At 72.3% G+C, this 13,412-nt stretch carries 13 protein-coding genes; 6 read left to right on the top strand and 7 right to left on the bottom strand.

The window, feature by feature from the left end:
• Positions 1-5 precede the first annotated feature (5 nt).
• The 4 genes from ACF1AL_RS04225 to ACF1AL_RS04240 form a co-directional block, all read right to left on the bottom strand.
• On the bottom strand, positions 6-968 hold the full coding sequence (locus ACF1AL_RS04225) for an SMP-30/gluconolactonase/LRE family protein (RefSeq protein ID WP_391697023.1): 963 nt from the start codon (positions 966-968) through the stop codon (positions 6-8).
• Between the two features lie 10 nt (positions 969-978).
• A complete protein-coding gene (locus ACF1AL_RS04230; protein ID WP_391778894.1) occupies positions 979-1,263 on the bottom strand; it encodes an ArsR family transcriptional regulator in 285 nt (94 codons plus the stop codon).
• 225 nt (positions 1,264-1,488) lie between these two features.
• Positions 1,489-3,048, bottom strand: a complete 1,560-nt coding sequence (locus tag ACF1AL_RS04235) for an arabinogalactan endo-beta-1,4-galactanase (RefSeq protein WP_391778895.1) — start codon at positions 3,046-3,048, stop codon at positions 1,489-1,491.
• Between the two features lie 133 nt (positions 3,049-3,181).
• On the bottom strand, positions 3,182-5,203 hold the full coding sequence (locus ACF1AL_RS04240) for a beta-galactosidase (RefSeq protein ID WP_391778896.1): 2,022 nt from the start codon (positions 5,201-5,203) through the stop codon (positions 3,182-3,184).
• A 184-nt stretch (positions 5,204-5,387) separates the two neighbouring features.
• Between ACF1AL_RS04240 and ACF1AL_RS04245 the strand changes: the two genes are divergently transcribed.
• From ACF1AL_RS04245 to ACF1AL_RS04270, 6 genes are all read left to right on the top strand, one after another.
• Positions 5,388-6,707, top strand: a complete 1,320-nt coding sequence (locus ACF1AL_RS04245; RefSeq protein WP_391825465.1) for an ABC transporter substrate-binding protein — start codon at positions 5,388-5,390, stop codon at positions 6,705-6,707.
• A complete protein-coding gene (locus ACF1AL_RS04250; RefSeq protein WP_391697013.1) occupies positions 6,704-7,630 on the top strand; it encodes a carbohydrate ABC transporter permease in 927 nt (308 codons plus the stop codon). The genes ACF1AL_RS04245 and ACF1AL_RS04250 overlap by 4 nt, the downstream gene beginning before the upstream one ends.
• Positions 7,627-8,556 carry a carbohydrate ABC transporter permease gene (locus ACF1AL_RS04255; RefSeq protein ID WP_366839909.1) on the top strand — a complete coding sequence of 310 codons (930 nt, stop codon included), beginning with the start codon at positions 7,627-7,629 and terminating at the stop codon, positions 8,554-8,556. Before ACF1AL_RS04250 ends, ACF1AL_RS04255 begins: the two co-directional genes overlap by 4 nt.
• A complete protein-coding gene (locus ACF1AL_RS04260) occupies positions 8,553-9,584 on the top strand; it encodes a LacI family DNA-binding transcriptional regulator (protein ID WP_384209210.1) in 1,032 nt (343 codons plus the stop codon). The genes ACF1AL_RS04255 and ACF1AL_RS04260 overlap by 4 nt, the downstream gene beginning before the upstream one ends.
• A 120-nt stretch (positions 9,585-9,704) precedes the next feature.
• Positions 9,705-10,055 carry a VOC family protein gene (locus ACF1AL_RS04265; RefSeq protein ID WP_391697010.1) on the top strand — a complete coding sequence of 117 codons (351 nt, stop codon included), beginning with the start codon at positions 9,705-9,707 and terminating at the stop codon, positions 10,053-10,055.
• A 150-nt stretch (positions 10,056-10,205) separates the two neighbouring features.
• Complete coding sequence (locus ACF1AL_RS04270) at positions 10,206-10,604, top strand: MarR family winged helix-turn-helix transcriptional regulator (protein WP_391778898.1); 399 nt, start codon at positions 10,206-10,208, stop codon at positions 10,602-10,604.
• 43 nt (positions 10,605-10,647) lie between these two features.
• On the opposite strand, the gene ACF1AL_RS04275 is transcribed toward ACF1AL_RS04270, so the two are convergent.
• From ACF1AL_RS04275 to ACF1AL_RS04285, 3 genes are all read right to left on the bottom strand, one after another.
• Positions 10,648-11,049 carry an SseB family protein gene (locus ACF1AL_RS04275; protein ID WP_366839913.1) on the bottom strand — a complete coding sequence of 134 codons (402 nt, stop codon included), beginning with the start codon at positions 11,047-11,049 and terminating at the stop codon, positions 10,648-10,650.
• 131 nt (positions 11,050-11,180) lie between these two features.
• The gene (locus ACF1AL_RS04280; protein ID WP_391779176.1) at positions 11,181-11,720 is read right to left on the bottom strand and encodes a cysteine hydrolase family protein; all 540 of its coding nucleotides are present in this window, start codon (positions 11,718-11,720) and stop codon (positions 11,181-11,183) included.
• A gap of 185 nt (positions 11,721-11,905) precedes the next feature.
• Positions 11,906-13,396: a purine-cytosine permease family protein gene (locus tag ACF1AL_RS04285; protein WP_391778899.1), complete on the bottom strand. Its 1,491-nt coding sequence runs from the start codon at positions 13,394-13,396 to the stop codon at positions 11,906-11,908.
• Positions 13,397-13,412 lie beyond the last annotated feature (16 nt).

The following is a 13,412-nucleotide window of genomic DNA, read 5'->3' on the forward strand; positions in this document are numbered from 1 at the left end:
CCGGGTCACCGCGCGGCGGGCGGGGCGCAGACCGCGACACCCGGCTCCCAGAGGCTGCCGAGGACCAGGTGCCCGGGCGTCGCGCAGACGCTGGTGACCATGCGGAAGCGGGAGCGGCGGCGGGCGAGGTGGTGGACGATCCTTCCGTCGTCGTCGACGGCCACGACCGCGGCGCTGCCGGTGGGACGGAAGGGCACGTGCCGCGCCGCACGGCCCGCGGCCCGGCGTACGGCGGGGGCGGCCCGTTCCAGCACGTCCAGCGCGGGAACGCGCGGGCCGGCCAGGGCGACCCAGACGGGGCCGGCGGGGCCGGAGCGCCACAGGTTGTCGGGCATGCCGGGCAACACCTCGGTGAAGGGCTCGCGGCGTCCGGCCTTCGGCCCGGTGAGCCAGTAGCGGGTGAGGCGGCACGCGCGCGTCTCGGCCAGCACCAGGAAGCCGGCGTCGGCGCTCAGGGCGAGCCCGTTGGCGAAGCGCAGGCCCTCCAGCAGGACCTCGAAAGCCCTGCCGCCGGGGGCGAGGCGCAGCAGCCGGCCGGTGCGGGTGTCCTCGACGAGGTCGGCGAGCCAGTGGTCCAGCGGGTGGCGACGGCTGGAGACGGTGACGTACACGCTGCCGTCGGGTGCGGCGACGGCGTTGCTCGCGAAGCGCAGCCGCTCCCCCGCCACCTCGTCGGCGAGCACGCGGACGGTGCCGGTGCCCAGGTCGGCCCGCAGCAGACCGCGCTCGGCGTCGCAGACCAGCAGGTCGCCGTCGGGGAGGAGCTCCAGGCCCAGCGGGCGTCCGCCGGTCTCGGCGAGCGTCTCGACGCGCGGTGCGCCGGGGCCGGTCAGCGTGTCGAGGCGCAGGATGCGGCCGTCGGCCACGCCGGTGAGGATCCTGCCCTGCGGGTCGGCGATCACGTCCTCCGGACCGTGGCCGGGCAGGCGGACGTAACGGAGCGGAACGAGCGGGGTGGGTGTCGCCATGGGGGCCGGGTCACCAGCCTTTCTCGAACATGCGGGCCACCTCGGCGATACGGATCTCGTCGCGCCGGTAGTAGGTGTGCGCGCCGGCCCGGCGGACCCTCAGCACGCCGACGCGGGCCAGCAGGGCGAGGTCGGCCCGCACCAGGCGCGGGGGCAGACCGAGTCCGGCGGCGACGGCGTCGGCGGTGACGCCGTGCGGGGCGGTGAGGGGGTCCGGGGCGGGGGTGGGGGCGGGCGGGTGCTTCAGCCACCGCAGGATGTCCAGACGCCTCTCGCTGACGGGAGCCCTCAGCATCGTGTCCCCCTCGGGTGCCTGACCGGGCGGCGGCCTTCGGGCCGTGTCCTCCCACTGTGCCCGGCGGGGCCCGTCGCGTACCGCACTTCGCGCGCGTTGGCCGGGATACGTAGGCCAACGGACCGGCGGAGAACGGGCGTTGAGTTCGGCGGGGCGGCGCGGGGTGCGGGTGAGGCCCGGCCGCCGCACTCGCGGGCCGGGCCTCACCGGACGCTCAGCGCCGGTTCATCGGTGGCTGAACCAGGACATCGACGCCAGTGCCCTGTCGTCGTAGCCGAACAGGGCCTGGTTCTCCCAGCCGTTGCCGGAAGAGGCGTCCGCGGGGTCCCAGCCGTTGCCGGTCACCGCGGTCCAGGTCGCCTCCCAGTAGAAGACGCCGAGACCGCGGCCGTTCGGGACGGCCTCCACGATGTTCGCGACCGTGTTCATCCACGCCGTCTGCCCGGCCACGCTCGCCGGGTAGCCGCTCACCAGCTCGCCGGTGGTGTCGATCTGGTTGGTGAGCGCGTCGTCGCTGTCCAGCCGGAAGGGATAGGCCGTCTCGGCGACGAAGACGGGCTTGCCGTAGCGGGAGGCGGCGTCGTCCAGGGTGGTCTGGAAGTCGGAGAGCGGGCCGTGCCAGTAGCCGTAGTACGACAGGCCGATCGCGTCGAACCTCACGCCGTTGGCCACGGCGTTGTCGAACCACCAGCGGGTGCCGGACAGGTCGCCGCCCTTGGCGAGGTGCAGGGCGACGAGGGTGGACGGGTTGACCGCCTTGACGGCGTTGTATCCGCTGTTGAGCAGTCCGGCCAGCTGGGTCCAGTTGTCCGTGGACCCCTCGCTCCACAGCATGCCGCCATTGATCTCATTGCCCACCTGGACCATGTCGGCGGTGGTGCCCTGGGCCTTCAAGGCGTTCAGGACGTCGTACGTGTGCTGGTACACGTCCGTCTTGAGTTGACTGTAGGAGTGGCCCGCCCAGGCGGCCGGCTTCGTCTGGGCGCCCGGGTCGGCCCAGGTGTCGGAGTAGTGGAAGTCGACCAGCAGTTTCATGCCGGCGGCCTTGACCCGCTTGGCCATGGCGAGCACGCGGGTCTTGTTGTTGTAGCCGTCGGCGGGGTTCACCCAGACCTTCAGCCGGGCGTAGTTCATCCCGGCGTTCCTCAGGATGGTGACCGCGTCGCCGGTGGTGCCGGAGGCCGTCCTGTAGACGCCGCCGGACGCCTCGCTCTTGGCCAGGGAGGAGATGTCGGCGCCCTTGACGGACAGTCCGCTCGTCCCCGGGGTGAAGCTGAGGTCGTCCACGTTGATCCAGTTGCCGGCGTTCGCGTCACTGTTGACGCTGATCGTGCACTGGTTGCCGGTGACCTTGACCGGCGTGACGATCCTGATCCAGCCGCTCGCGGAGACCGGCAGGTCGGTGCGCTGTTCGGCGCCGCCGCAGTTCTTCAGCGCGAGGTAGGCGGCCTTCTGCCCGCCGCTGGAGCGGACCCAGGCGGTGAGCGTGTAGGAGCCGTCGGCCAGGCCCGACAGGTACTGGTAGGTCTCCACCTTGTAGGCGCCGGCGGACCAGTGGCTGAGCCGGTAGCCGCCGCTGTGCCCGCCGGCCTCGGTGTAGCTCGCGCCGGTGTCGCCGTACTCGGACCACCCGCTGGGGGTCGCCGTGCCGGCGCCGTCGGTCTCGAAGCCGCCGTTGGTGAGGGTGGCGGCCGCCTGCGCGCTCTGGGCGGGCAGGGCGGTGAGGGCGAGGGCCGCCACGAGCGGCGGCAGCACGGCCCTGATGGTGCGTCCGGGATGGAACATCGTCGTCCGTCGTCCCTTCGACGTGAGGGGTGGGAGCCTCCGCGCCCGGCGATGCACCCGGCGAGGGGCGCCCGGGGTGGAGGAAACCCCTCCGCCCGCGGCTCACGGCTCGCACGGGCGGAGGGGAGCCGGCTCAGCCGTCGAGTCGTACGACCCGGACGGCTCCCGCGGGCACGGCCAGCCGGCCCGCGGCGCGCTCACCGGTGAGCAGCTCGGTGCCGGCGGTCTCCAGCGGCACCTTGGCCTCGGCGGCGGTGTGGTTGATCGCGAACAGGTAGCTGCCCCGGTCGCCGGTGCGGCGCACGACCTCGACATCGCGCGGCAGGTCGGCGCGCGGGGCGATGCGGGCGTCGTCGGTGGCCCAGCCGAGCAGTGCGTCCAGCCCCTCGTGCCCGAGGCGGGTGGAGACGTACCAGGCGGTGCCCTCGCCGAGGCGGTGGCGGGTGATGGCGGGGTGGCCGGCGGTCAGTCCTTCGGCGTAGCTCCACACGGTCTCGGCGCCGCGCGGCACGACGAACTCCGTCCACACGTCACCGCTCAGCTCGGAGCCGTCGGGGCCGGTGATCCGCACCCGCTCGTCGCGCAGCAGCGGGGAGAACTCCTCGACCGTCAGGCCGAGGGTGTCGCGCAGCGCGCCGGGGTGGGGGCCCGCGTGGACGGCGTCGTGCTCGTCGACGATGCCGGAGAAGTACGACACGACGAGGGTGCCGCCGCGCTCGACGTACTGTCCGAGGTTGCGCCCGGCCGTCTCGGTCATCAGGTAGAGGGCGGGGACGACGACCAGGGGGTAGCGCGACAGGTCGGCTTCTGGGTGGGCGAAGTCGACGGTGAGGTGGCGGTCGTAGAGCACCTCGTAGAAGGCGTCGGCGCGTTCGCGGGCGTCGTGGTCCTCGCTGGGGCGCCAGTCGAGGGTCTGCGCCCACCAGGACTGCCAGTCCCACAGCATGGCCACGTCGGCCTGTGTGCGGGTGCCGAAAATCTCGCTCAACGCCTCGAGGGAGCCGCCGAGTTCGACGACCTCGCGCCACACGCGTGTGTCGGTGCCGCCGTGCGGGACCATCGCGGAGTGGAACTTCTCGGCGCCGCGCCGGGACTGCCGCCACTGGAAGAACATCGCGCCCTCGGAGCCGCGCGCGACGTGGCCGAGGGAGTTGCGGGCCATCTGCCCGGGTGCCTTGGCGGGGTTGCGGGGCTGCCAGTTGACGCCGGAGGTGGAGTGCTCCAGCAGCAGCCAGGGGGCGCCGCCGGCGACGGAGCGGGTGAGGTCGGCGGCCATGGCGAGGTTGACGTGGGTGCGGCGGCCGTCGGTGATGAGGTAGTGGTCGTTGGTGACGAGGTCGACCTCGCGGCCCCAGGCCCAGTAGTCGACGGAGTCGCACTGGCTGAGCGCGGTCATGAAGTTGGTGGTGACCGGGACGCCGGGTGAGAGCCGGTGCAGGATGTCCCGCTCGGCGCGGAAGTTCTCGCGCATGGTGGCATCGGCGAAGCGGCGGTAGTCCAGGGCCTGGGCGGGGTTGCCGACGGTCGCGGCCAGGCGCGGGGGGTTGATCTCGTCGAGGCTGCCGTAGCGCTGGCCCCAGAAGGCGGTGCCCCAGGCGTCGTTGACGGCGTCGACGGTGCCGTAGGTGTCGCGCAGCCAGCGGCGGAAGTGGGCGGCGCAGGAGTCGCAGTAGCAGGCGGAGACGGGGACGCCGTACTCGTTGTGCACGTGCCACATCGCGAGCGCCGGGTGGTCGCCGTAGCGCTCGGCGAGCCGGGTGGTGATGTGCGCGGCGGCCGCCCGGTAGTCGGGGTTGCTGTGGCAGATCGCGCCGCGGGAGCCGAACTCCAGGCGCACGCCCTCGGCGGTGACCGGGAGGGCCTCGGGGTGGGCCCGGTAGAACCAGGCGGGCGGCACCACGGTGGGGGTGCCGAGATCGACGCGGACGCCGTTGTCGTGCAGCAGGTCGACGATCCGGTCGAGCCAGCCGAAGTCGTACTCCCCCGGCGCCGGCTCCAGCAGGGCCCAGGAGAAGATCCCGACGCTGACCATCGTCACGCCGGCCTCGCGCATCAGCCGGACGTCCTCCTGCCAGACGGCTTCCGGCCACTGCTCGGGGTTGTAGTCCCCGCCGAAGGCGAGCCTGGTGAGGCCCCTGGGGGTCGTGTCCGGCATGGATCTCTCCCGTTGGTGTCGATCATTTGGGAACGTGCACACACAGCGACGGCGGTGCGAGCCCAACATAACCGCACAGCAACAACCATTGACAAGTGTCCGGGATGTTTCTCTACTGTGAACGCTCACAGAAGCATGGCAGGTCTCCGCAGCGAGCGTGAGACCCAGGTCAGGGGAGAGATCCATGCCGTACACGAAGCGCCGCCGCCTCGTGACTTCCGCCGTCGCCGTCGCGCTCGGCGCCACCGCACTCGCCGCCTGCGGCTCGTCCGACGACCAGGGCGACGCACAGTCCGGCCCCGTCTCGCTGACGTACTGGACCTGGGCGCCCGGTATGGACAAGGTGGTGGACCTGTGGAACAAGGGCCCGGGCAAGAAGGACCGGATCACCGTCACGGTGAAGAAGCAGGCGTCCGGCGACACGCTGGTCACCAAGATCCTCACCGCGCACAAGGCGGGCAAGGGCCCGGACCTGGTGCAGGCGGAGTACCAGGCGCTGCCGACGCTGGTCAGCAATGACGCGCTGGCCGACATCGCGAAGAACGTGGGCGACGTCAAGCGGAAGTTCGCCGACGGCGTCTGGCAGCAGACCACCCTGGGCACCGACGTCGTCTACGCGATACCGCAGGACATCGGGCCGATGATGTTCTACTACCGCGCGGACCTCTTCCAGCAGTACGGCCTGTCCGTGCCGGCCACCTGGGACGAGTTCGCCCAGACCGCCCGCGCGCTGAAGAAGAAGGCCCCGGACAAGGCCCTGACCACCTTCTCCGCCAACGACTCCGGTCTGTTCGCGGGCCTGGCCCAGCAGGCCGGCGCGCGGTGGTGGACGACCTCCGGCGACCAGTGGAAGGTCGGCATCGACGACGCGGCGACGCAGAAGGTCGCGAAGTTCTGGGGCGACCTGGTCAAGGAGGGCTCCATCGACAACCAGCCGATGTACACCCCCGCCTGGAACAAGGCGCTCGACACCGGCAAGCAGATCGCGTGGGTCAGCGCCGTGTGGGCGCCGGGTACCCTGACCACGGCCGCGCCGGACACCAAGGGCAAGTGGGCCATGGCCCCGCTCCCCCAGTGGTCCAAGAGCGAGAACCGCACCGGCAGCTGGGGCGGCTCCTCGACGGCGGTCACCACCGACTCCCGGCACAAGGACGCCGCCGCCAAGTTCGCCGCCTGGCTGAACACCGACGCCGAGGCGCTCAACGCGCTCGCCAAGGAGAGCGGCATCTACCCGGCGTCCACGTCCGCGCAGCTCAGCGGCGCCTTCCAGAACCCGCCGGAGTTCTTCGCGAACCAGGCCGACTTCTACACCAAGGCCGCCGACATCGCCGAGACCACCGCGCCCTCCGCGTGGGGCCCGAACGTGAACGTCGCCTACACGTCCTTCAAGGACGCCTTCGGGGCCGCCGCCAAGAACAAGTCGGACTTCGGCGCGGCGCTGCGGAAGATGCAGGCCGACACCGTGGCCGACATGAAGAAGCAGGGCTTCGAGGTCGCTCCGTGACCACCGCCGCACGCCGCAGGCCGTACGGGGCCAGGTCGGCCCCGTACGCCTTCCTCCTCCCCGCGACGATCCTGTTCGTCCTGTTCTTCGCGCTGCCCATCGGCTACGCGGTCTGGCTCAGCTTCCGCAAGGTGCATGTCTCCGGCCTCGGCCTCGGGGCCCACGCCCGCAGCGAGGTCTGGGCCGGCCTGGAGAACTACACCGACGCGCTCACCGACAGCGAACTGCTGCACGGCGCGCTGCGCGTGGCCGGCTACGGCTGCATCGTCGTCCCGGTCATGCTGGGGCTCGCCCTGCTGCTCGCGTTGATGCTCGACACCGACAAGGTCCGCCTGGCCCCGTTCACCCGGCTCGCGATCTTCCTGCCGTACGCCATCCCCGGCGTCGTGGCGGCGCTGCTGTGGGGCTTTCTGTACCTGCCGGACGTCAGCCCCTTCTACTACGTGCTCGAGAGGCTGGGTCTGCCGCAGCCGGATCTGCTGGACGGCGGCCCGCTCTACCTCGCCCTGTCCAACATCGCGGTCTGGGGCGGCACCGGTTTCAACATGATCGTCATCTACACCTCGCTGCAGGCCATCCCGGCGGAGGTGTACGAGGCGGCGAAGCTGGACGGCGCGACCCCGCTGCAGATCGCGCTGCGGATCAAGATCCCGATGGTGGCGCCCTCGCTGGTGCTGACCTTCTTCTTCTCGATCATCGCGACGCTGCAGGTGTTCAGCGAGCCGACCACGCTGAAACCGCTCACCAACTCCGTTTCCACGACGTGGAGTCCGCTGATGAAGGTCTACCGGGACGCCTTCGGCTCCGGTGACATCTACGCGGCCGCCGCCGAAGCCGTCCTCATCGCCGTCGTCACACTGGTGCTGTCGTTCGGCTTCCTGCGCACCGCGAACCGCCGCAACAGGCAGGAGGCAACCCGATGAGTTCCGTGGCCCTCCGCAAGGCCGCCCCGGCCGCCGGTACGACACCGGGCACCGCCCAGGGGCCTCCCCCTGGCTCCGGCGAGGGGACCCCCATGCGCCGCCGGATCGCCCTGGTCCCGACGGTGACACTGCTGCTGGGCGCGCTGTACTGCCTGCTGCCGGTGGCGTGGGTGGTGATCGCGGCGACCAAGTCCGGCAAGGAGCTGTTCTCCACGTTCACCTTCCTGCCGGGCAGCGGTTTCGCCGGCAACCTGCACGACCTGAACGCCTACCGCGACGGCGTCTACTGGGAGTGGATGGGCAACTCCGCGCTCTACGCGGGGCTCGGGGCCCTGCTGTCGACGGCGGTGTCCGCGGTCAGCGGCTACGCGCTGGCGACGTACCGCTTCCGCGGACGCGAGGCGGTGTTCAACATCCTGCTCGCGGGGGTGCTGATGCCCCCGGTGATCCTCGCCGTGCCGCAGTACCTGCTGCTGGCGAAGGCGGACCTGACGGACTCCTATCTGTCGGTGCTGCTGCCGCAGATCCTCTCGCCCTACGGCGTGTACCTGTCGCGGATCTACGCGGCCGCCGCGGTGCCGGCGGACGTGGTGGAGGCGGGGCGGATGGACGGGGCGAGCGAGTGGCGGATCTTCACCCGGATCGCGCTGCCCATGATGGTCCCCGGCCTGGTGACGGTGTTCCTGTTCCAGTTCGTCGCCGTGTGGAACAACTTCCTGCTGCCGTTCATCATGCTCAGCGACGACGAGAAGTTCCCGATCACGCTCGGCCTCTACACGCTGCTGGAGCAGGGCTCCAACCAGCCCGCGCTGTACACGCTCGTGATCACGGGCGCGTTCCTCGCCGTGCTGCCGCTGGTCGTCCTGTTCCTGGTCGTCCAGCGGTTCTGGAGCCTGGACCTGCTCTCCGGGGCCGTAAAGTCATGACCATGAGTACATCGGGGGGCCGGCGCAGGCCGCCGACGATCCACGACGTGGCGCGCGAGGCGGGGGTATCGCGCGGCACCGTCTCGCGCGTGCTCAACGGCGGGCACTACGTCAGCCCCGCCGCCCAGGAGGCCGTCAACGCGGCCATCCGCAAGACCGGTTACGTCGTCAACCGGCACGCGCGCTCGCTGATCACCGGGCGCTCGGACTCGGTGGGCTTCCTGCTCACCGAGCCGCAGGAGCGGTTCTTCGAGGACCCCAACTTCAACGTCCTGCTGCGCGGCTGCACCCAGGCACTGGCCGCGCACGACGTCCCGCTGCTGTTGATGCTCGCGGGGAACGAGGACGAACGGCGGCGGATCACCCGCTACATCACCGCCGGGCACGTCGACGGAGTGCTGCTGGTCTCCAGCCACTCCGGCGACCCCGTCGCCCAGGAACTGCGCGAGGCGGGCGTGCCGCTGGTGGCGTGCGGCAAGCCGATCGGCCTGGGTTCGAAGGTGAGTTACGTGGCCGCCGACGACCGGGACGGCGCCCGGGACATGGTGCGCCATCTGCTCTCCCTCGGGCGGCGCCGGATCGGCACGGTCACCGGCCCGCTGGACACCCCCGGCGGTGTCGAACGCCTCGCCGGCTACAAGGAGGTGCTCGCCGAGGCGGGCCTCCCGGTCGACGAGCGGCTGATCGTCTCCGGCGACTACAGCCGGGCCAGCGGCGAGGTGGCCGCCGAGCGGCTGCTGGAGCGGGCGCCCGACGTGGACGCCGTGTTCGTCGCGTCGGACCTGATGGCGCAGGGGGTGCTGACCACGCTGCACCGGTCCGGGCGCCGGGTGCCGGAGGACGTGGCGGTGGGCGGTTTCGACGACTCCCCCGCCGCGCTCTCCGCCAGCCCCGAGCTGACGACCATACGGCAGCCGTGGGACCGCATCAGCGCCGAGATGGTCCGCGTCCTGCTCGCCCAGATCGGCGGCGAGGACCCGGCGGCGGTCATCCTGCCGACGGAGCTGGTCAAGCGGGCCTCCACCTGAGCGGCTGAGCCGGTGGAGTGACACGGGTCAGGATCGAAGAAGCCACGACCGGCGCGCGCGTCCTAGCGTGGGGACACCGACGAAAACCCGTCGGACCCGCACCTTCGAGGAGTGAGTGCCATGACCGCCGGCGTGCAGACGATCATCTACCCCGTCAAGGACCGGGAGCGGGCCACGGCCCTGTTCACGGCTCTGCTCGGCGTCGAGCCGTTCGTGAACGAGCCCTACTACGTCGGTTTCAAGGCCGAGGGCCAGGACGTCGGGCTCGACCCGAACGGGCACGCCCAGGGCCTGACCGGCCCGGTGCCGTTCTGGCACGTCACCGACCTGAGGGAGCGCCTCGCCGCGCTGGTGGAGGCGGGTGCCGAGGTGGTCCAGGACGTGCGGGACGTCGGCAACGGCCGTCTCGTCGCCTCCGTGAAGGACGCCGACGGCAACATGGTCGGCCTGCTGCAGGATCCGGTGGCCTGACCACGGACCGGCCTCGGGGGGCGGGTCGCCGAGAGGGCCGAGGGGGATCCTGGGGGCGCCTCGCCGGCGGGTGTCGGCCGCCGGCGAGGCGCTTGCACCCGCACTAGTTGCATGCTCAACGATTGGCCGGATCGGTGCTACCGTGCGGGTATGTCAGCGAAGACGGCCGGCGTCCGGCTCGAGGAGCGGTGGCGGGACATCCTGTCCGTGCACGCCCGCACGATGTGCGAGATCGACCGGGCCCTGCACCCCTACGGCCTGGGCGCCAGCGACTTCGAGGTGCTCGACATCCTGGCGACCGCCTCGCCCCGGCCCGGCGATCAGTGCCGCGTGCAGAACCTGGTCGGGCAGGTGCATCTCAGCCAGAGCGCGCTGTCCCGCCTCATCGGCCGCCTGGAGAAGGACGGCCTGGTGGAGCGCTCGGTGTGCGCCGAGGACCGGCGCGGTGTGTGGGTCGCCCTGACCGAGGAAGGCCGCCGCCTGCACGCGGAGGTCCGCCCGCTCCAGCGCGAGGTGCTGGAGCGGATGCTCGGCTCCCGGCCGGTGTGACCCGGCCCGGTTCCCGGGTGGGACGGCGGCTGCGGTTCTCCTCCTACGGTCGGGCCAGGAGGGTGCGGACGCCCTCCGAGGTGAGGGTCAGCGGATGCGAGGATGCCGCATCGATGGTGAGCGACAGGTCGTCCGCCGGCCACTGCGCGGCCAGCGCGCCCAGCGGGACCAGGCGGTAGCGCGAGATGTAGGGCAGCAGGTCCGCCATCGCCGGCTCGGACGTGAAGACGGGAACCACCGGGGTGCCGCCCGGCTGTTCCAGCACCGGCAGAGCCACCGCGGAGGGGTCTGCGGCGTCGTCGTCGCCCACGTCGTCCGGCACCGGCACCAGCACATCGCTGTGCGCCAGCGTGTCCAGCGCCGCCGTGTCCTCGGTGTTGCGAGCGAGCGCGTCCAGCGCGCGCTGGGCGGGCGTGGCGGTGTTGTCGTTCGCGGGTGTGTCCATGGTGTCTTCCCTGGTCGCGGCGGTCGGATGGCCGGACCGGGCGAGGGGGGCCCGGCGCGGTCTGGCCTCGCGTACCCGACGCGGACCGGATCATTCCCCTTGCCGCCGACTTGCCGGCGGGCCCGCGCACGTCACCCGGAAGGCGCGCCGAGCAGGTCCGCGACGGTGGTGACCCGGATCAGGGGCCGGTACAGATCCAGCACGTGCAGCGCCTTGGCGTGCGCGTCGTCGTCCACGCCCGCGCACGCGTCCGCGACGACCACCACCTCGACCCCCGCGTCGGCGGCGGCGAGCGCCGTGGACAGCACGCAGCAGTCGGTGCTCACGCCGGCCAGCACCAGCCGCCCGTCCTGGCCGACGAGCGCGGCGAGCTGCGGGGTCCACTTGCCGAAGGTGGGCGCGTCGACGACGTGCCGGGCCACGGCGGCGAACTCGTCCGTCAGCCGCCACAGCGGAGCGTCCGGCGGCTGCCGCGCGAACGGCCACCGCGCGTAGTACGCCCGCCAGGCGCCCTCCGGTTCGGGCGGCGCCAGGAAGCGGGTGAAGGCGACCCGGTCGCCGAAGGCCGGCAGCAGCCGCCGTACCCCCGCCGCGGCCTCGTCGAAGCGCGGCGTCGCCCACGGGCTGCCGGGATCGGCGAACACCCGCTGCATGTCGACGACGGCGAGCAGACCGGCGGCCCCGGACGTCCGGCGGCCACCGCGAGCCTCGCCGCCTGCGCCTCCTCGGTCGGCACCGTGGTCCTCGCCGCCTCCGCCCCCACGGTGAGCAGCCCGGTCCTCGCCGCCTCCGCCCCCACGGTGAGCACCCCGGTCCTCGCCGCCTCCGCCCTCACGGTGAGCACCCCGGTCCTCGCTCATACCGCGCTCACCTCGGCCCGCGACGGTTCCGCCTCCTGGGCGCGCACCCTGCCCCGGGCGGTGGCCAGCGTGCCGAGGAAGCCCAGCGCGAGGGCCGCGAGGACGCCGAGGTTGGCGTACGCCCACGGGCCGGAGCGGCCGCCGAGACCGAGCGGGCCGAGCAGATAGCCCTGCCAGTCGAGCAGGCGGGCGCTGGTGTTGGTGACCAGGCCCCAGCCGAGCGCGGTCGCGGCGAGGGTCAGCAGCAGCGGCCCGGGCGGTACGTCGCCGTAGCGGCCGTCGGGCCGGTACAGGTCCTGCTCGTCGTAGTCGCGGCGGCGCAGCAGCAGGTCACCGAGGACGATGCCGCACCAGGCGGCGATGGGGACACCGAGGGTGGTGAGGAAGCCCGTGAACGGCCCGAGGAAGTCGTCGGCGAAGAACACGATGTACACCGAGCCCGCGATCATCAGGACCCCGTCGACGAGCGCGGCGAGCGGGCGCGGGACGCGCAGGCCGGCCGCCAGCAGGGCGAGGCCGGAGGAGTAGATGTCGAGCACGGCCCCGCCGACCAGGCCGAGGACCGCCACGACGGCGAACGGCACCAGGAACCAGGTGGGCAGCAGCGTGGTCAGCGCGCCGATCGGGTCGGCGGCGACGGCCTCGCCCAGACCGGCCGAGGAGCCGGCCAGCAGCAGCCCGAAGACCAGCAGGAGCAGCGGGGCGAGCGAGGCGCCGAAGGTGGTCCAGCCGATCACGGCGCGGCCCGAGGAGCGGCGGGGCAGGTAGCGGGAGTAGTCGGCGGCGGCGTTGACCCAGCCGAGGCCGAAGCCGGTCATCATGAACACCAGCGCGCCGATGAACTCCTGCGCGGACCCGGCCGGCAGGGCGCTGACCGTGCCCCAGTGGACGTGGTCGGCGACCAGGCCGACGTAGACGACCGTGAGTACCCCGGTGACCACGGTGATCACGGTGTGCAGCCGCATGATCAGGTCGAAGCCGAGGACGCCCCCGGCCACGGTCAGCGCCCCGACCAGCACCAGCGCGGCGACCTTGGTACCGGTGCCGCCGCCCCAGCCGAGGCGGCCGAAGACGGTGGCGGTGGCCATGCTCGCCAGGGCGACCAGGACGGTCTCCCAGCCGACGGTGAGCAGCCAGGAGACGACGGACGGCAGCCGGTTGCCGCGCACCCCGTAGGCGGCCCGGCCGAGCACCATCGTCGGCGCGGATCCGCGCTTGCCGGCCACCGCGACGAACCCGCACAGCAGGAACGAGAAGACGATCCCGGCGGCTCCGGCGGCGAGCGCCTGCCAGAACGAGATCCGGAACCCGAGTGCGAAGGCGCCGTAGCTGAGGCCGAGCACCGACACGTTGGCGCCGAACCAGGGCCAGAACAGTCCGCGCGGGACGCCCTTGCGCTCGCCGTCGGCGATCACGTCCAGGCCGTGCGTCTCCACCCGCAGGGGCCGGTCCCCCGCGGGCCGGGGTATGTCGTGGGGCTCCGTCATCGTGACCTGCCTGTCC

The sequence above is a fragment of the Streptomyces sp. NPDC014801 genome (assembly GCF_043082085.1).
In the GTDB taxonomy this organism is placed as follows: domain Bacteria; phylum Actinomycetota; class Actinomycetes; order Streptomycetales; family Streptomycetaceae; genus Streptomyces.